Below are 18,485 nucleotides of genomic sequence, written 5' to 3' on the forward strand. Positions count from 1 at the left end.
CCCGAAGGACAAGATCCGCTCGACTTGCATGTATTAGGCACGCCGCCAGCGTTCGTCCTGAGCCAGGATCAAACTCTCCAAAAAGGGTAGTTCAATATGCTGCGCTCATTACAAGCTAGCTTTACTTCTTTAAAAAAGCATATGCGCTCATGTTCAGTTTTCAAGGAGCAAGCTTGTCTTACTCAACCCCGCCGTTAATTCGACAGGAATTATAGATTATCATGAATTCCGTTCCGTTGCAACTGTTATTTATTTCAAACCGTTGCTATCTTGCCCGACCGCCTGTCTTTCTCAGCGGCGGAAATATAATATACCACGGCATCCGAATGATTGCAACCCGGTATCTTTTTCCAAATGAACAAAAGCCCCATACAAGAATCTCCATGGAGCGCACGGTGGAAGTACCGATATGGAATCCGTTCCGACGGCGATCCGCCTTCGCGGCTCAGACAAATCGCCTCACTTAGCATTCATCGTTCAACAGAAAAAAAGAAGCCGCCCGGGAAACCCGGACAGCTTCTTATTGAATTACTTGGAGATCGTTGCTACAGCGCCTGCGCCAACCGTACGGCCGCCTTCGCGGATTGCGAAGCGCGTGCCTTCTTCGATAGCGATCGGAGCGATGAGCTCAACCGTAACCGTAACGTTGTCGCCCGGCATAACCATCTCCGTGCCTTCCGGCAGGTTGATGATGCCCGTAACGTCCGTCGTACGGAAGTAGAACTGCGGACGGTAGCCCGTGAAGAAAGGCTTATGACGGCCGCCTTCTTCTTTCGTCAAGACGTAGATCGAAGCGGAGAAGTTCGTGTGCGGCTTAACCGAACCCGTCTTCGCCAATACTTGACCACGCTCGATGTCTTTACGATCAACGCCGCGGAGCAATGCGCCGATGTTGTCGCCCGCTTGTGCGGAATCGAGCAACTTACGGAACATCTCGACGCCCGTAACGACCGTCTTGCGAGTTTCTTCGGCAAGACCGATGATTTCGACTTCGTCGCCGACTTTAACGACGCCACGCTCGACGCGGCCCGTTGCAACCGTACCGCGACCCGTGATCGTGAATACGTCCTCGACCGGCATCAAGAACGGCTTGTCTACATCGCGCTCAGGAGTCGGGATGTACGTGTCGATTTGCTCGAAGAGCTCGACGATCTTTTGCGCCCAGTCGCCTTCCGGGTTTTGGAGCGCTTCGCGAGCGGAACCGCGGATGATCGGAGTGTCGTCGCCCGGGAACTCGTACTCGTTGAGAAGGTCGCGGATTTCCATCTCGACCAACTCGAGCAACTCTTCGTCTTCAACCATGTCGCACTTGTTCATGAATACGACGATGTAAGGAACGCCTACTTGGCGGGAGAGCAGGATGTGCTCGCGCGTTTGCGGCATCGGGCCGTCAGCTGCGGATACGACGAGGATCGCGCCGTCCATCTGAGCAGCACCCGTGATCATGTTCTTAACGTAGTCGGCGTGTCCAGGGCAGTCGACGTGTGCGTAGTGACGGTTCGGCGTCTCGTACTCAACGTGTGCCGTGGAGATCGTGATACCGCGCTCGCGCTCTTCCGGAGCTTTGTCGATTTGGTCGAACGCTACGGCTGCACCGCCGTATTTCTTCGACAATACCGTCGTGATTGCTGCCGTCAGCGTCGTTTTGCCATGGTCGACGTGTCCGATCGTACCGATGTTTACGTGCGGCTTCGTGCGTTCAAATTTTGCCTTTGCCATTGGAAAGTCTTCCTCCTTAGAGAAAAAGAATTATAATTAGGCGCCCTTCTTCGCGATGATCGCATCAGCGATAGATTTAGGCACTTCTTCATAGTGAGCAAGTTCCATCGCGAACACGCCGCGACCTTGCGTACGGGAACGAAGCGTAGTCGAGTAACCGAACATCTCGGAGAGCGGAACTTTCGCACGGATAATCTGCGCGCCTGCGCGGCTATCCATACCTTCGATCCGACCGCGGCGAGAGTTCAAGTCGCCCATAACGTCGCCCATGTACTCTTCCGGAACCGTAACTTCTACTTTCATGATCGGCTCGAGCAGAACCGGCTTACACTTGTCCTTCGCCGCTTTAAGCGCCATCGAACCGGCGATCTTGAACGCCATTTCGTTGGAGTCGACGTCGTGGTAGGAACCGTCGACGATCGTCGCTTTGATATCGACGAGCGGGTAGCCGGCGAGAACGCCGTTCTTCATCGACTCTTCGATACCGTTTTGTACGGCTGGGATGTATTCGCGCGGAACGACGCCGCCGACGACCTTGTTTTCGAAGATGAAGCCCGTGCCCGCCTCAAGCGGTTCGAACTCGATCCAGCAATGGCCGTACTGACCGCGACCGCCGGACTGACGCACGAACTTGCCTTCGACTTTCGCCGGGACGCGGAACGTCTCGCGGTACGCGACTTGCGGCGCGCCTACGTTCGTTTCCACTTTGAATTCGCGCTTCATCCGGTCGACGATGATCTCGAGGTGGAGCTCGCCCATCCCCTGGATGATCGTCTGGCCCGTCTCTTCGTCCGTGTAATACCGGAACGTCGGATCTTCTTCCGCGAGCTTCGTGAGCGCGACGCCCATCTTGTCTTGGTCCGCTTTGGACTTCGGCTCGACGGCGATCGAGATAACGGGCTCAGGGAAGTTCATGGACTCGAGGATAACCGGGTTCTTCTCGTCAGTGAGCGTGTCTCCCGTAATCGTGTCCTTCAGGCCAACCGCTGCGGCGATGTCGCCCGCGTACACTTCTTGAATCTCTTCGCGAGAGTTCGCGTGCATCTGCAGGATCCGGCCGATCCGTTCCCGCTTGCCCTTCGTCGCGTTCAATACGTACGAACCGGAGTTCAACACGCCGGAATATACGCGGAAGAACGTCAGACGACCGACATACGGGTCCGTCATGATCTTGAAAGCGAGCGCCGAGAACGGCTCGGAGTCCGAAGACTTCCGAACGACTTCCGTACCGTCTTCCAGAACGCCGCGGATATCCGGAACGTCCGTAGGAGCAGGAAGGTAATCGATAACCGCGTCGAGCATCGGCTGAACGCCTTTGTTCTTGTAGGAAGAGCCCGCGATGACCGGGTAGATTTTAACTGCCACGGTACCTTTGCGCAGAGCAACCTTAAGCTCGTCGACGGTAATTTCTTCGCCTTCGAGGTACTTCATCGTCAAGTCTTCGTCGAGCTCGGCGACCTTCTCGATCAAATGCGTACGAAGCTCTTCGGCTTGATCCTTGTACTCTGCCGGAATGTCCGCCAGTTGTTCGAGGCTGCCCATGTCGTCCGTGAAACGGTAAGCGACGTTGCCGACAAGGTCGATATATCCGACGTAGTCCGCTTCGGCGCCCATCGGCAGCTGAATCGCGACCGCGTTCGCGCCGAGTCGATCTTTCATCGTTTGGATAACGTTCAAGAAGTCGGCGCCGATGATGTCCATCTTGTTGACGTATGCGATCCGCGGTACGCCGTAGCGCTCCGCTTGACGCCATACGGTTTCGGATTGCGGCTCTACGCCTTCCTTAGCGGAGAACACCGCGACCGCGCCGTCGAGTACGCGCAGGGAACGTTCGACTTCGACCGTGAAGTCTACGTGTCCAGGCGTGTCGATGATGTTGACGCGATGGCCTTTCCATTGCGCCGTCGTAGCAGCCGACGTGATCGTGATGCCGCGCTCTTGTTCTTGTTCCATCCAGTCCATCGTCGCGGCGCCTTCATGCACTTCGCCGATCTTATGAACGCGTCCGGTAAAGAACAAAATGCGCTCGGTCGTCGTCGTCTTGCCCGCGTCGATGTGGGCCATGATGCCGATGTTGCGCGTGTTCTGCAAAGAGAACGCTCTTGGCATTCGTTAGCTCTCCCTTCTATCCTAGTTTTGAATAAATCCTACCAACGGTAGTGGGCAAACGCTTTGTTCGCTTCGGCCATCTTGTGCGTATCTTCGCGCTTCTTGACCGATGCGCCCGTGTTGTTGCTGGCGTCGATGATTTCAGCGGCAAGGCGCTCCGTCATCGTCTTCTCGCCGCGATTGCGCGAGTAGTTGACCAACCAACGAAGACCTAACGAAGTGCGGCGCTCCGGCTTCACTTCGATCGGAACTTGGTAGTTTGCACCGCCGACGCGACGAGCTTTGACTTCGAGTACCGGCATGATGTTCTTGATCGCCGCCTCGAATACTTCCATAGGCTCGTTGCCCGTACGTTGACGAATCAATTCGAACGCGTCGTACAGGATCGTCTGGGCGACCCCGCGCTTACCGTCGATCATGATTCGGTTAATGAGACGAGTTACCAACTTGCTGTTATAAATCGGATCCGGAAGCACGTCGCGCTTCGGAACTGGACCTTTACGTGGCATAGTTATCCCCCTTTCGCAACCAATTCATTCCTAGTCGCTATTCTTGTCTTGCAAATTTTTGTAGATTACTTCTTCGCTTTCGGACGCTTCGTGCCGTACTTGGAACGAGCTTGCATCCGGTTGTTAACCCCTGCAGTATCGAGCGCGCCGCGAACGATGTGGTAACGGACACCCGGAAGGTCCTTAACACGACCGCCGCGTACGAGTACGACGCTGTGCTCCTGAAGGTTGTGGCCGATCCCGCCGATGTAGGCAGTAACCTCGACCTTGTTCGTCAAGCGTACACGAGCGTATTTCCGAAGCGCCGAGTTCGGCTTCTTCGGCGTCATCGTGCCGACACGAGTGCAGACGCCGCGCTTTTGAGGAGCGCTGAGGTCCGTCTCTTCGCGACGCAGCGCGTTGTACCCTTTTTGGAGGGCCGGCGACTTCGACTTTACGACTTTCGCTTTACGACCTTTGCGTACGAGCTGGTTAATAGTTGGCATATGTTGCACCTCCTTCAATACGTTTGTAAAACAAATGTTAAGTCCACAGATCCAGGTGAGTCATATGTGAACAAAAGAGAATGTTCTTGTCTCGGAAATCCGCGGACAAAAACATGGTTTCATTCATTCACTATAGCGGCCATTGCGGCGCCGACCTCGATTCCGCAAGCTTTACCGAGTTGTTTCATGGAATCGACGTACGTCACTTCAACGCTCATCTTCTTCGCTAGAGTCACAATTTTGCTCGTCAGCTTCGGATCTGCGTCCCTTGCAACAAACACCTTGGCGGCTGTACCGATCTCCACCGCTTTCGTCGTTTGCTTGGTGCCGATGCGCAGTTGTCTACCGCGCAGTTCTTCATCATAAGACATTGTTGAAATATCCTCCAAAGAACATCTCGCATGAGACCGTACCTTTTTGGCACACTGTAACATATTATCACCGGGTCTAGCCCATGTCAAGACGAAAAGCGTAACGAATATTGGCAGCCATAAGGCCGGCAGGCCGAACGAATTCGACCTGCCGAAAACCTTGCCCTTATTCTACGGCAACGGGCTCCGCAGCCGTATCGACGTCTTCTTCCGGCGCCGCATTCGGGTCTACGACCTTGATGCCGCGGTAACGAGACATCCCCGTACCGGCCGGAATGAGCTTGCCGATAATGACGTTCTCCTTGAGGCCGAGCAATTGGTCTACCTTGCCCTTGATCGCGGCGTCCGTCAATACGCGCGTCGTCTCCTGGAACGAAGCCGCGGAGAGGAACGAGTCCGTCTCGAGCGACGCCTTCGTGATCCCGAGCAAGACGGGACGCGCGACGGCCGGCTCTCTGTCGTCCATAAGGGCGACGCGGTTCGCTTCTTCGTATTCGTGGATGTCGACGAACGAGCCCGGCAAGAGCGTCGTGTCGCCCGCGTCGACGATGCGGATTTTCCGCAGCATCTGACGGATCATTACCTCGACGTGCTTGTCGTTGATTTCTACGCCCTGGTTCCGGTATACGCGCTGCACTTCCTGCAGGATGTAGTTCTGCACCCCGCGGATGCCCTTGATGCGGAGCATCTCTTTCGGGTCGATCGAACCGTCCGTGAGCTCGTCGCCCGCCTCGATCGTCTGGCCGATCGTGACGCGAATCCGAGAGCCGTACGTAACGGAATACGTCTTCGATTCCGCTTCCCCGGTCACTTCGATCTCCCGGCGGTCCTTCGCTTCGCGAATTTCCTTCACGACGCCGTCGATTTCGGAGATGATCGCTTGGCCCTTCGGGTTCCGAGCTTCGAAGAGCTCCTGAATCCGCGGCAAACCTTGCGTGATATCGTCGCCAGCGACGCCGCCGGTGTGGAACGTACGCATCGTGAGCTGCGTGCCCGGCTCGCCGATCGACTGCGCGGCGATGATGCCGACCGCTTCGCCGATTTCGACGAACGCGCCGGTAGCGAGGTTACGGCCGTAGCACTTCTTACATACGCCGTGACGCGTGCGGCACGACAACACCGAACGAATCTGAAGCTTCTCGACGCCCGCGTCAATGATCGCGTTCGCTTCCGCATCGCGGATCAACTGATTGCGGACGACGATCACTTCGCCCGTTTGCGGATGACGCACCGTTTCGAAAGCGTAACGGCCTTCGATCCGGTCGTACAGGTCCTCGATGACTTCTTTGCCGTCTTGGATCTTGCCGACGATGAAGCCCTTATCCGTGCCGCAATCGTCCTCGCGGACGATAACGTCCTGCGCGACGTCGACGAGACGACGCGTCAGGTAACCGGAGTCGGCCGTCCGAAGCGCCGTATCCGCCAGACCCTTCCGCGCGCCGTGCGTCGAGATGAAGTACTCGAGGACGGTCAAGCCTTCGCGGAAGTTCGACTTGATCGGCAACTCGATGATCCGGCCGGACGGGTTCGCCATCAGGCCGCGCATGCCGCCGAGCTGCGTAATCTGAGACTTGTTGCCCCGCGCTTTGGAGTCGACCATCATACTGATCGAATTGAACTTATCGAGCGACTTCATGAGGATGTCGGTCAATTCGTCCTTCGCCTTCGACCAGATCGAGATGACGCGGTCGTACCGCTCTTCGTCCGTGATCAGACCGCGTCGATATTGGTTCGTAACGACGCGTACCTTCTCTTCGGATTCGGCGAGGATACGCACCTTCTCCGGCGGCACGTTCACGTCGGCCACCGCGATCGTGATGCCTGCGCGCGTGGAATACGTGAAGCCCAGCTGCTTGATATTGTCGAGAATGACGGACGTCTGCGTCGTATGATACTTGCGGAAGCACTCCGCAATGATCGCGCCCAGATAGTCCTTGCCGACGGCTCCCTTGAAGTTCGCGGACATGATGCGTTCGCGGACGTTGGCGCCCTTTTCGAAAATAAAGTAATGATCCGTCACGCCGTTCAGCAGGTTCGACTTCGTCGGTTCGTTGATGTACGGGAAGTCCGCCGGGAAGATCTCGTTGAAGATGATCTTGCCGACGTTCGTCACGAGCAACGCCTTCTGTTGTTCTTCCGTGAACGACGTCTTGTTGAGAGCAGAAACCGGGATCGCTACCCGCGCATGGAGCGAAACCGCGCCGCGCTGGTAAGCGGAGATGACCTCGTTCATGTTCCGGAAGATCATGCCCGTACCCTTGGATTCAACGTTATCGAGCGTCAAGTAATAGCTTCCCAGGACCATGTCCTGCGAAGGCGTGACGACCGGCTTGCCGTCCTTCGGGTTCAGGATGTTGCCGGATGCGAGCATCAGGATGCGCGCTTCCGCCTGCGCTTCCGCGGACAGCGGCACGTGCACGGCCATCTGGTCGCCGTCGAAGTCGGCGTTGTACGCGGTACAAACGAGCGGATGCAGCTTGATCGCGCGGCCTTCCACGAGAATCGGCTCGAACGCCTGGATGCCGAGACGGTGAAGCGTCGGCGCGCGGTTCAGCAGCACCGGATGCTCCTTGATGACTTCTTCGAGTACGTCCCACACTTCCGGGGAGACGCGCTCGACTTTACGCTTCGCGCTCTTGATGTTGTGCGCGAGACCTTTGTTCACGAGCTCCTTCATGACGAAAGGCTTGAACAGCTCGAGCGCCATCTCCTTCGGCAGACCGCACTGATACATCTTCAGCGACGGACCGACGACGATAACGGAACGGCCGGAGTAGTCGACGCGCTTGCCGAGCAAGTTTTGGCGGAAGCGGCCTTGCTTGCCCTTCAGCATGTGGCTCAGCGACTTCAGCGGACGGTTGCCCGGTCCGGTGACCGGACGGCCGCGGCGGCCGTTGTCGATGAGCGCGTCCACGGCTTCTTGGAGCATGCGTTTCTCGTTCTGTACGATAATGTCCGGCGCGCCCAGATCGAGCAGACGCTTCAGACGGTTGTTCCGGTTAATGACGCGGCGGTACAAGTCGTTAAGGTCGGACGTCGCGAAGCGGCCGCCGTCGAGCTGTACCATCGGACGAAGCTCCGGCGGAATGACCGGCAGGACGTCCATGATCATCCAATCCGGCTCGTTGCCCGAGTTCCGGAACGCTTCCAACACTTCCAACCGCTTAATGGCGCGGTTGCGGCGTTGGCCTTGGGCGGTCTTCAGCTCTTCCTTCAGGGCGTCGACTTCCTTCGGAAGGTCGATGTCCTGCAGGAGCTTCTTCACCGCTTCGGCGCCCATGCCGGCTTGGAACGCGTAGCCGTACTTCTCCCGGTAGCTGCGATATTCCTTCTCGGAGAGCAGTTGCTTCTTCTCGAGCGGCGTATCGCCGGGATCCGTAACGACATAGGATGCGAAATAGATGATTTCCTCCAAGGAGCGAGGAGACATGTCGAGCGCGAGACCCATCCGGCTCGGGATGCCTTTGAAGTACCAGATGTGCGAAACCGGCGCGGCGAGCTCGATATGGCCCATCCGCTCGCGGCGCACCTTCTGGCGCGTCACTTCGACGCCGCAGCGATCGCAGACGACGCCCTTATAGCGGACGCGCTTGTACTTGCCGCAATGGCATTCCCAGTCCTTCTGCGGTCCGAAGATCTTCTCGCAGAACAAGCCTTCCTTCTCCGGCTTCAACGTCCGATAGTTGATCGTCTCGGGCTTCTTTACCTCGCCGCGGGACCACGAACGGATTTTATCCGGGGAGGCGAGCCCGATCTTCATAAATTCAAAGTTGTTGACATCCATCAAGGAGCAACCCTCCCTGCTATTTTGTTCGATCTATGGCGCCGGTAAGCCGCAAGACGCGGCGGCCCGCCGGCGACGAAACCAAATCCTAGACGGCGGTCGATCGGAAAATTACTCGATGCCGACTTCGGATCCTTCAAGATTCAGGTTCAGCTTGTCGTTGGACACGTCCTCGTCGTCGTCGAACTCTCTCATTTCGATTTCTTCCTCGTTCTCCGACAAGATCTTCACGTCCATGCCCAAGCTCTGGAGCTCCTTGATCAACACTTTGAACGACTCCGGTACGCCCGGCTCCGGCACGTTCTCGCCCTTGACGATCGACTCGTACGTCTTCACGCGACCGACGACGTCGTCGGACTTCACGGTCAGAATTTCCTGCAGCGTGTAGGCGGCGCCGTAAGCTTCCAGCGCCCATACTTCCATCTCGCCGAAGCGCTGGCCGCCGAACTGCGCCTTACCGCCGAGCGGCTGCTGCGTAACGAGCGAGTACGGCCCCGTGGAACGCGCATGGATTTTGTCATCGACCATGTGCGCCAGCTTGATCATGTACATGACGCCGACCGTTACTTCGCGTTCGAACATGTCGCCCGTCCGGCCGTCGTACAGCTTCGTCTTGCCGTTGCGCTGCATGCCCGCTTCTTCCATCGTGTCGAAGACGTCGTATTCGCGCGCGCCGTCGAATACCGGCGTGGCGACGTGAATGCCGAGCGCCTTCGACGCCATGCCGAGGTGAACCTCGAGCACCTGACCGATGTTCATCCGGGACGGAACGCCCAGCGGATTGAGCACGACTTCGACCGGCGTGCCGTCCGGCAGGAACGGCATATCCTCTTCCGGCAAAATCCGTGCGATAACCCCTTTGTTCCCGTGTCGTCCGGCCATCTTATCGCCTTCGGAAATTTTCCGCTTCTGGGCGATGTAGACGCGAACGAGTTGGTTGACGCCAGGAGGCAGCTCGTCGCCGTTCTCCCGCGTGAACACCTTCACGTCTACGACGATGCCGTCGGTACCGTGCGGCACGCGAAGCGACGTATCGCGCACTTCCCGCGCCTTCTCGCCGAAGATCGCGTGGAGGAGACGCTCTTCCGCGGTCAGCTCCGTCACGCCCTTCGGCGTCACCTTGCCGACGAGGATGTCCCCCGCGCCGATCTCCGCGCCGACGCGGATGATGCCGCGCTCGTCGAGGTTCTTCAGCGCGTCTTCGCCGACGTTCGGAATGTCGCGCGTGATTTCTTCCGGTCCGAGCTTCGTATCCCGCGCTTCGGACTCGTACTCTTCGATATGAATCGAGGTGTAGACGTCTTCTTTGACGAGCTTCTCGCTCAGAAGAATCGCATCCTCGTAGTTATAGCCTTCCCACGTCATGAACGCGACGACCACGTTGCGGCCGAGCGCCAATTCGCCCATCTCGGTGGACGGGCCGTCCGCCAAGATGTCGCCGACTCTGACGATGTCGCCCTTGCGGACGATCGGACGTTGGTTGATGCAAGTCCCTTGGTTGGAACGAATGAACTTGTGCAGCTTATGCTTCACGAGATCGCCGTTCACGAGCTTGCCGTCCACCGTCTCCTGGCGGCGAACCCAAATCTCGTTCGCGGACGCGCGTTCGACGAAGCCGTTCACCTTCGAGACGATACATACGCCGGAATCCTTGGCGGACTTGTGCTCCATGCCCGTGCCGACGAGCGGCGCTTTCGGGATGAGCAGCGGCACCGCTTGGCGCTGCATGTTCGAACCCATCAGCGCGCGGTTCGAGTCGTCGTTCTCGAGGAACGGAATGAGCGCCGTCGCGACGGAGACGACCTGCTTCGGCGAGACGTCCATGTAGTCGACGCGATCGCGCGGCAAGATCAAGTTCTCGTCTTTGTAACGGACGATGAGCGAATCGTTCTTGAACGTGCCGTCTTCGGCCAATTCGGCGTTCGCCTGAGCGATAACGTAGTTATCCTCTTCGTCCGCCGTCATATATTGAATTTGATCGGTGACGATCCCGGTCTTCGGATCGACCCAACGGTACGGCGTCTCGATAAAGCCGTATTCGTTAATGCGGGCGAACGTCGACAACGAGTTGATGAGACCGATGTTCGGACCTTCCGGCGTCTCGATCGGGCACATCCGGCCGTAGTGCGAGTGGTGAACGTCGCGAACCTCGAAGCCCGCGCGTTCCCGCGTCAAACCGCCGGGACCGAGAGCGGACAGACGACGCTTGTGCGTAAGCTCCGCGAGCGGGTTCGTCTGGTCCATGAACTGCGACAGCTGGGAGCTGCCGAAGAACTCCTTGATCGAAGCGATGACCGGTCGAATGTTGATCAGCGCCTGCGGCGTAATAACGTTCGCGTCTTGAATCGACATCCTCTCCCGCACGACGCGCTCCATCCGGGATAAGCCGATGCGGAACTGGTTCTGCAGCAGCTCGCCTACGGAACGCAGACGACGGTTGCCCAAGTGGTCGATGTCGTCCGTGCTGCCCACGCCGTAGAGCAAGTTCATGAAGTAATTGATCGACGCGATAATGTCCGCCGGCGTAATGTTCTTCACGTTCTTGTCGACCTGCGCGTTGCCGATGACCTTCACGACTTTGGCGTCTTCGGCCGGCGAGAAGATCGAGATCGTCTGCAGCGGAATCGAATCGTCTTCGGTAAGACCCGAAGCGACGCGATACTCCACGTTCCCGATCCCCTTCTCGATATGCGGAAGCACTTCGTCGAGCAGACGGCGGTCGAGCATTTGGCCCGCTTCCGCGATGATCTCGCCCGTCTCGAAGTCGATCAACGTCTCGGCGAGGCGCTGGTTGAACAGACGGTTCTTGATGTGAAGCTTCTTATTGATTTTATAACGTCCGACGTTCGCCAAGTCGTACCGCTTCGGATCGAAGAATCGCGCGATGAGCAAGTTCCGCGCGTTCTCGAGCGTCGGCGGCTCGCCCGGACGAAGACGCTCGTAAATTTCGATAAGCGCCTTCTCGGTCGAATCGGTGTTGTCTTTCTCGAGCGTGTTGCGAATATATTCGTTATCGCCGAGCAAATCGATGATTTCCGCGTCCGTGCCGAAGCCGAGAGCGCGCAAAAGCACCGTCACCGGAATTTTCCGCGTGCGGTCGATTCGGACGTACACGATGTCCTTCATGTCCGTCTCGAGCTCGAGCCATGCGCCGCGGTTCGGAATCACGGTCGCCGTGTAGCTCTTCTTGCCGTTCTTGTCCAACTTCTTACTGAAGTAAACGCTCGGGCTGCGCACGAGCTGGCTGACGATAACCCGCTCCGCGCCGTTGATAATGAACGTGCCGGTCTCCGTCATAAGCGGGAAGTCGCCCATGAACACTTCTTGTTCCTTCACTTCGCCCGTTTCCTTATTGATGAGGCGAACCTTCACGCGAAGCGGCGCCGCGTACGTGACGTCGCGCTCCTTCGACTCGTCGACCGAATACTTCGGCTCGCCGAGGCTGTAATCGATGAATTCCAACGCCAGATTGCCTGTAAAGTCTTGGATCGGCGAAATATCCTGAAGCAATTCCCTCAGGCCCGTCTCCAAGAAACTCTCATACGACTTCTGTTGGATCTCGATGAGGTTCGGGATTCCCAATACTTCTTTGATGCGAGCGTAGCTTCTACGTTCACGACGACCGAGTTGCACCACATGTCCTGCCAACTTACGTTCACCCCTCATGTCTACTGGACTGCCGAATAGAGTAACGAACAGCGCGAAAACAAGCAAAATTGAAACAAGAGGCGCCATGCTTTCGAATCGGAGCGCATATCCTGTGCGGACAGAGCGTCGAATCGACCCGGATCACGGGCGCCGTCCTATGATGGACCGCGAGACCGTCGTTCCTCGGAAGCGTCTCTTATTGGGTAACGGAATGGGAAAAGAGAAAAAAAGAGCCCCGCCGCGCAGAAGCGCACCCCGCCGCGATATTCCGGCGCAGTCGTTCTTCCTGGCGGTAGCTGAAAAATTCCATATCATTTATCGTAGTCGGAAATCTTTGGCAATATACGTCAAGACGGAAAATTTCGAGGATTTTTTGGCTTCTTTCACGGCGTTAAAAAATTTCTTGACATTTTACCGAACTAAAGACAGGTGAGGCATTTTAATGCTGACAATTACTAATGCTACCATACCGCACATATGAAGTCAACAAAAAGGCGTTGACAAAACGTCAATTATGCTTTATGGCTTGAAAGATCCGATACCCCTTCTCTTTCGTCGCTTCACGTACATCGCCAAATCGTTCTTCCAGCTTCGCGAACGCCGACGGCGCTCCTTGCTTCTTCTGTATGACGACCCATAACGATCCGCCCGGCTTCAATCTCTCGAACGCCCCGTCGAAGATGCTATGAACGATAGACTTCCCCGCCCGGATCGGCGGATTCGTGAGAATCGCGTCGAACGTCGCGCCCGGGTCCAACGCCTCGTACCGATCGCTTTGCAGAATGCGCACGTTGCGAATCCCCAACCGCTCCGCGTTCTCCTTCGCGATTTCGACCGCTCTCTCGTTGACGTCCAGCATCGTGACCGTTCCTTCGCTCGCGAGCGTCGCCGCGACGAGCCCGATCGGCCCGTACCCGCAGCCGACGTCCAGCACGTCCGCGTCTTTCGGTATGCTCATCGCTTCGATCAATACCCGGCTGCCGAAGTCGACTTCGCGCTTCGAGAAGACGCCCGCTTCGGTAACGAACCGGTACGGTTTGCCGCGCAGCGTCGCTTCGACCGTCTGGCGTTGCGATGCTGTAATCGGCGTCTTCGTATAATAATGCTCGCTCATCCTGGGCGGGCTCCTTTCTCTGGTGCGAGTTTGGAAAATGAATGCTTTGCGGCGCCGGGCCGACGGCCTCGTCCCATACCCTCCGCTTGCTCCGTGTAGTTGCGTTGTCTGATTAAACTTTCTCACATGAAACAACGCAACTCCACAAAGTCGCCGCTCCGGCATGGGCCGAGTCCATCGGCTTCGCGCCTAAGTTAAACCCCATCGTCCCCCGAAAGGAGTCCGATCGGAATCGCTCCGCGTGAAGCAAAACCCCCTGCGAGCGCGAACCGCACTCGCAAGGGGCTTTCAAGCCGATAGGCTCTTCGATTACTTCACTTCTACTACTGCGCCTGCTTCTTCAAGCTGCGCTTTGATCTTGTCCGCGTCTTCGCGGGAGATCTTTTCTTTGATCGGCTTCGGTGCGTTGTCGACCACTTCTTTCGCTTCTTTCAAGCCGAGGCCCGTGATTTCGCGAACGACTTTGATAACGTTGATCTTGGAAGCGCCGGCGCTCGTCAAGATAACGTCGAATTCGGTTTGCTCTGCGACTGCTTCCGCAGCTGCGCCGCCGCCAGCCATTACCATAGGAGCTGCTGCAGTTACGCCGAACTCTTCTTCGATAGCTTTCACGAGATCGTTCAATTCAAGAACGGTCATACCCTTAATGGCTTCAATGATTTGCTCTTTGCTCATTTGGATAACCCTCCAATTAATTTGTAAGTTTTATGCTTGTTCTTTCTGTTCTCCGACAGCTTTAACCGCAAGCGCGAAGTTGCGCATCGGAGCCTGGAGTACGCTGAGGAGCATGGACAACAGTCCTTCGCGGGACGGAAGGTCCGCAAGCGCCTTGATTTGAGCCGCGTCTACGACGCGACCTTCGACGACGCCGCCTTTGACCTTGAGCGCATCGTTCTTCTTCGCGAAGTTGCTCAAGATTTTCGCCGGAGCGATGATGTCCGAGCTGAACGCGATCGCCGACGGACCCGTCAGGTGCTCGTCGAGCTCCGTCAGTTCCGTTGCGGCCGTCGCGCGGCGAGTGAGCGTGTTCTTGATTACGTGGAGCTCGACGCCCGCTTCGCGAAGCTGCTTGCGCAGTTCCGTCGATTGCGCGACCGAGAGGCCACGGTAATCGGCAACGACCGTGCACGCGCTGTTGCGGAGCTTATCCGCCACCTCGCTGACGAGTTGTTGCTTTTCCGCTAAAACCTTTGCGTTAGGCATTGGGTGACACCTCCTGTAAGAATGGGTAAGCAGGGTGTAAACGAGAACAGCCTCCGTAGACACGAAGGCTGCATGAGGACGTCGCCGGCCGGGCGTCCTTGCGGACGCAACTCGACCCGGGAAGTCGTATCATAACACCTCGGCAGGGAATTAAGCCGCCGAAGCGGCGCCTGCTGTCTACGGTTGGTTTATTCAAGTTTAGAATGACCGGGAAGATTCCCGTTCCGCTTGCGCGACGATTCGATTAGCGGTACGCTGCCGCGTTCACGCGAGCGCTCGGGCCCATCGTGGACGAAACGGCGATGCTCTTCAAATATACGCCTTTAGCGGATGCAGGCTTCGCACGGTTCAACGCGTCTACAAGCGAACGGAGGTTTTCGACGAGCTTGTCGGCATCGAACGATGCTTTGCCGATCGGCGCGTGAATTTGTCCGGCTTTGTCGAGGCGATACTCGATTTTACCTGCTTTGATTTCTTGCACGGCTTTCGTTACGTCGAACGTAACGGTGCCCGCTTTCGGGTTCGGCATAAGACCTTTACCGCCGAGGATCCGGCCGAGCTTACCGACTTCGCTCATCATGTCCGGCGTAGCTACGCAGACGTCGAAGTCGAACCAGCCTTGCTGGATTCGGTTGATCATGTCTTGATCGCCGACGAAATCGGCGCCAGCCGCTTCCGCTTCTCTCGCCTTGTCGCCCTTGGCGAATACGAGGACGCGCTTCGTCTTGCCTGTGCCGTGCGGGAGCACGACGACGCCGCGAACGGCTTGGTCTTGCTTTCTCGGGTCTACGCCGAGACGAACGGCGACTTCGACGGTTTCGTCGAATTTCGCTTTCGCGGTTTGCTTCACGAGTTCGATCGCTTGAGCCGGTTCGTACACCGTCTCCTTGTCGATCAACTTCGCGGCTTCTTGATATTTCTTGCCTGGCATTGGTTTTCCTCCTTAGTGGTATTAGCGGAATGTCCTCCCACTGTTTGGCGGAATCGATTAGTCTTCGACTACGATTCCCATGCTGCGAGCCGTACCTTCCACCATCAGCATCGCCGCTTCCACGGACGCTGCGTTCAGGTCAGGCATCTTCTGCTCGGCGATTTCGCGCACCTTCGCGCGTTTGACCGTAGCGACCTTCTTCTTGTTCGGTTCGCCCGAACCCTTCTCGATGCCAGCGGCGACGCGGAGCAATACCGCTGCCGGCGGCGTCTTGGTTTCGAAGGTGAAAGAACGATCTTCGAATACGGTGATGACGACCGGAATGATCAAGCCCGCTTGATCGGCCGTACGAGCGTTGAACTCCTTACAGAACGCCATGATGTTAACGCCTGCTTGACCGAGGGCCGGACCGATCGGCGGAGCCGGATTCGCTTTCCCTGCAGGAACCTGCAGTTTGACCATCTTGATGACCTTTTTTGCCATTGTTGTTACACCTCCTCGCCAGAGTGATCCTCGCACCGTCGACGGGCGATTCGCCGTCTCGACGGGCGCGGCGAAACGGGCCGCGAAACTCTCCCACAAGCGACGTCAACGCCGCCAGGAGTGTCGTCTATTAAATCTTCTCCACCTGAGTGTAGTCGAGCTCAAGCGGCGTTTCTCTACCGAACATGTTGACGTGGACCTTCAGCTTGCCTTTGTCCGTAAGAATCTCTTCGATCGAACCGACAAAGTTCGCGAACGGACCCACTTTCACGCGAACCGACTCTTTCAATTCGAAATCGTGCGTCTCGCGCGGCGCCTCTTCCATGCCCATATGCTTTAATATCGCTTCCGCCTCTTCAGGCATTAACGGTATCGGCTTCGAGCCGGAACCGGTAGAGCCGACGAACCCCGTCACTCCAGGAGTGTTTCGCACAACGTACCAAGAATCGTCCGTCTGGATCATCTCCACCATGACGTATCCCGGGTATACTTTGCGCGTCACCGTCTTCCGTTTGCCGTCCTTCGTAACCACTTCTTCTTCCGTCGGAACGAGCACGCGGAAAATTTTGTCCTGCATCTCCATCGATTCGACGCGCTTCTCCAGGTTGGCTTTCACCTTGTTCTCATACCCGGAGTACGTGTGAACGACGTACCATCTCTTCTCCATATTCGGAGCGGCTTTCTCCATCATCTTCGGGTCACCACCGGAATCGATTTGTTATTCCAAAATCGCGCGGATTACGTTGGAAATCCCGAAGTCCAAAACGTAGAAATAGACCGTCACGAAGATGCAGCAGAACAGGACGACGAGCGTGTAGCTGATCAATTCCTTCCGGCTCGGCCATTTCACTTTCTTCAGCTCGGCCCAAGCCTCACCGAAGAACGAGAACGTCGATCCGAAGCTTTGCTTCAAACGAGCTAGCACAACAGCACACCTCCAGAAATTACCGCGTTTCGCGATGGGCCGTATGGGAATTGCAGTACGGGCAGAATTTCTTCAACTCGATGCGGTCCGGATGAGAGCGCTTGTTCTTACTCGTCGTGTAATTCCGCTGTTTGCAGCTTGTGCAAGCCAATGTAACGATTACCCGCATGTGGACACCTCCTGGACTAGCCTTCTAAACAGAAGCGTGATATTTTCGAACCCTTCTTGCGAAAAGGTCCAAACAAAAAAAAGCAGCATATTTTTGGGCTACCTGAACTACTTTATCACAGGGGGTATGCCGTGTCAAGAAAAGTGTTGACATGCAAGTCTTTCCGGGCTTCGCCCGCGATCCGCGAATAGTGTTCAGTATTGGCAATAATTACTCGGGCTAAACCGAAGAAAAAAAAGGACCCGGACGATTCCCGCCCATGGGTCCGCTTTCAGTAGCTGATATTGCGCACTTCCAAATAACGCTCGAGCTTGCGCTTCACTCGCTGCAGCGCGTTATCGATCGATTTCACGTGCCGATCCAAGTCGACCGCGATCTCTTGATACGACCGCCCGTCGAGATATAGCATCAACACCCGGCGCTCCAGATCGCTTAATATTTCGCCCATCTTGTCTTCCAGCCCGCTGAACTCTTCCTGATTGATGATGAGCTCTTCCGGGTCCGACATCTTCGAGCCGCAGATGACGTCGAGCAGCGTCCGATCCGAATCCTCGTCGTAAATAGGCTTGTCCAAAGAAACGTATGAATTCAACGGAATATGCTTCTGGCGCGTAGCGGTCTTAATCGCGGTAATGATCTGACGGGTGATGCACAGCTCGGCGAACGCCTTGAACGACGCCAGCTTGTCCCCGCGGAAATCGCGAATGGACTTGTACAACCCGATCATGCCTTCCTGGACGATGTCTTCCCGGTCGGCCCCGATCAAAAAGTAAGATCGCGCCTTGGCGCGAACGAAGTTGCGATACTTGTTGATTAAGTGCTCCAACGCCTCGCTGCTGCCGGCTCGGACCGCTTCGACCACATCTTCGTCGGGTATAAGTTCGTACTCGGACTTGATTGACGCTCTGAAGTCGACGCTCACTTCTATCCCTCCGGCCTGCTTGGAGCAGCCTTGACGATACCGCTCAAAAGATAAGACAAGTATAACTGATGCTTTAAAGAACCGTCAACCTTCCAAATCCCGAGAACCCTTTA

17 protein-coding genes, 1 rRNA gene and 1 other annotated feature are annotated in these 18,485 nt (G+C 56.6%); of the genes, 1 reads left to right on the forward strand and 17 read right to left on the reverse strand.

Features of this window, described 5'->3' with window-relative positions:
* The 8 genes from FE782_RS30160 to rpoB form a co-directional block, all read right to left on the reverse strand.
* Nucleotides 1-84: ribosomal RNA gene (locus FE782_RS30160) — 16S ribosomal RNA — on the reverse strand; the annotation flags it as partial.
* 444 nt (nt 85-528) lie between these two features.
* Nucleotides 529-1,719, reverse strand: a complete 1,191-nt coding sequence (gene tuf, locus FE782_RS30165) for an elongation factor Tu (protein ID WP_138198071.1) — start codon at nt 1,717-1,719, stop codon at nt 529-531.
* Nucleotides 1,720-1,755: 36 nt separating this feature from the next.
* Nucleotides 1,756-3,828 carry an elongation factor G gene (fusA, locus tag FE782_RS30170; RefSeq protein WP_138198072.1) on the reverse strand — a complete coding sequence of 691 codons (2,073 nt, stop codon included), beginning with the start codon at nt 3,826-3,828 and terminating at the stop codon, nt 1,756-1,758.
* 38 nt (nt 3,829-3,866) lie between these two features.
* Entirely contained in the window at nt 3,867-4,337 is a 471-nt protein-coding gene (gene rpsG / locus FE782_RS30175; protein WP_138198073.1) for a 30S ribosomal protein S7, read from the reverse strand.
* Nucleotides 4,338-4,402: 65 nt separating this feature from the next.
* On the reverse strand, nt 4,403-4,822 hold the full coding sequence (rpsL, locus tag FE782_RS30180; RefSeq protein ID WP_138198074.1) for a 30S ribosomal protein S12: 420 nt from the start codon (nt 4,820-4,822) through the stop codon (nt 4,403-4,405).
* Nucleotides 4,823-4,941: 119 nt separating this feature from the next.
* A complete protein-coding gene (locus FE782_RS30185) occupies nt 4,942-5,193 on the reverse strand; it encodes a ribosomal L7Ae/L30e/S12e/Gadd45 family protein (protein WP_138198075.1) in 252 nt (83 codons plus the stop codon).
* A 166-nt stretch (nt 5,194-5,359) separates the two neighbouring features.
* Nucleotides 5,360-8,980 carry a DNA-directed RNA polymerase subunit beta' gene (gene rpoC / locus FE782_RS30190; RefSeq protein ID WP_138198076.1) on the reverse strand — a complete coding sequence of 1,207 codons (3,621 nt, stop codon included), beginning with the start codon at nt 8,978-8,980 and terminating at the stop codon, nt 5,360-5,362.
* A gap of 108 nt (nt 8,981-9,088) precedes the next feature.
* Nucleotides 9,089-12,643 carry a DNA-directed RNA polymerase subunit beta gene (gene rpoB, locus FE782_RS30195; protein ID WP_138198077.1) on the reverse strand — a complete coding sequence of 1,185 codons (3,555 nt, stop codon included), beginning with the start codon at nt 12,641-12,643 and terminating at the stop codon, nt 9,089-9,091.
* A 139-nt stretch (nt 12,644-12,782) separates the two neighbouring features.
* Between rpoB and FE782_RS30200 the strand changes: the two genes are divergently transcribed.
* Complete coding sequence (locus FE782_RS30200) at nt 12,783-13,058, forward strand: hypothetical protein (protein WP_138198078.1); 276 nt, start codon at nt 12,783-12,785, stop codon at nt 13,056-13,058.
* Between the two features lie 75 nt (nt 13,059-13,133).
* On the opposite strand, the gene FE782_RS30205 is transcribed toward FE782_RS30200, so the two are convergent.
* The 9 genes from FE782_RS30205 to sigH form a co-directional block, all read right to left on the reverse strand.
* Nucleotides 13,134-13,739: a class I SAM-dependent methyltransferase gene (locus FE782_RS30205; RefSeq protein WP_138198079.1), complete on the reverse strand. Its 606-nt coding sequence runs from the start codon at nt 13,737-13,739 to the stop codon at nt 13,134-13,136.
* Nucleotides 13,740-14,048: 309 nt separating this feature from the next.
* Nucleotides 14,049-14,414 (reverse strand): 50S ribosomal protein L7/L12, encoded by a 366-nt coding sequence (gene rplL, locus FE782_RS30210; RefSeq protein WP_138198080.1) that lies wholly within the window; start codon nt 14,412-14,414, stop codon nt 14,049-14,051.
* Between the two features lie 30 nt (nt 14,415-14,444).
* Nucleotides 14,445-14,942 carry a 50S ribosomal protein L10 gene (gene rplJ / locus FE782_RS30215; protein ID WP_138198081.1) on the reverse strand — a complete coding sequence of 166 codons (498 nt, stop codon included), beginning with the start codon at nt 14,940-14,942 and terminating at the stop codon, nt 14,445-14,447.
* A 32-nt stretch (nt 14,943-14,974) separates the two neighbouring features.
* Nucleotides 14,975-15,143, reverse strand: a sequence feature (ribosomal protein L10 leader region).
* Nucleotides 15,144-15,186: 43 nt separating this feature from the next.
* Nucleotides 15,187-15,873, reverse strand: coding sequence for a 50S ribosomal protein L1 (gene rplA, locus FE782_RS30220; RefSeq protein WP_138198082.1), 687 nt, complete (start codon nt 15,871-15,873; stop codon nt 15,187-15,189).
* A gap of 57 nt (nt 15,874-15,930) precedes the next feature.
* Nucleotides 15,931-16,356 (reverse strand): 50S ribosomal protein L11, encoded by a 426-nt coding sequence (gene rplK, locus FE782_RS30225; protein ID WP_138198083.1) that lies wholly within the window; start codon nt 16,354-16,356, stop codon nt 15,931-15,933.
* Nucleotides 16,357-16,486: 130 nt separating this feature from the next.
* On the reverse strand, nt 16,487-17,023 hold the full coding sequence (nusG, locus tag FE782_RS30230) for a transcription termination/antitermination protein NusG (protein ID WP_138198107.1): 537 nt from the start codon (nt 17,021-17,023) through the stop codon (nt 16,487-16,489).
* 51 nt (nt 17,024-17,074) lie between these two features.
* Nucleotides 17,075-17,281 carry a preprotein translocase subunit SecE gene (gene secE, locus FE782_RS30235; protein WP_238392721.1) on the reverse strand — a complete coding sequence of 69 codons (207 nt, stop codon included), beginning with the start codon at nt 17,279-17,281 and terminating at the stop codon, nt 17,075-17,077.
* A 19-nt stretch (nt 17,282-17,300) separates the two neighbouring features.
* Entirely contained in the window at nt 17,301-17,450 is a 150-nt protein-coding gene (rpmG, locus tag FE782_RS30240; protein ID WP_138198084.1) for a 50S ribosomal protein L33, read from the reverse strand.
* Nucleotides 17,451-17,721: 271 nt separating this feature from the next.
* Nucleotides 17,722-18,372 (reverse strand): RNA polymerase sporulation sigma factor SigH, encoded by a 651-nt coding sequence (sigH, locus tag FE782_RS30245; protein ID WP_138198085.1) that lies wholly within the window; start codon nt 18,370-18,372, stop codon nt 17,722-17,724.
* Nucleotides 18,373-18,485 lie beyond the last annotated feature (113 nt).

The organism is Paenibacillus antri (genome assembly GCF_005765165.1).
Classification (GTDB): Bacteria; Bacillota; Bacilli; order Paenibacillales; family YIM-B00363; genus Paenibacillus_AE; species Paenibacillus_AE antri.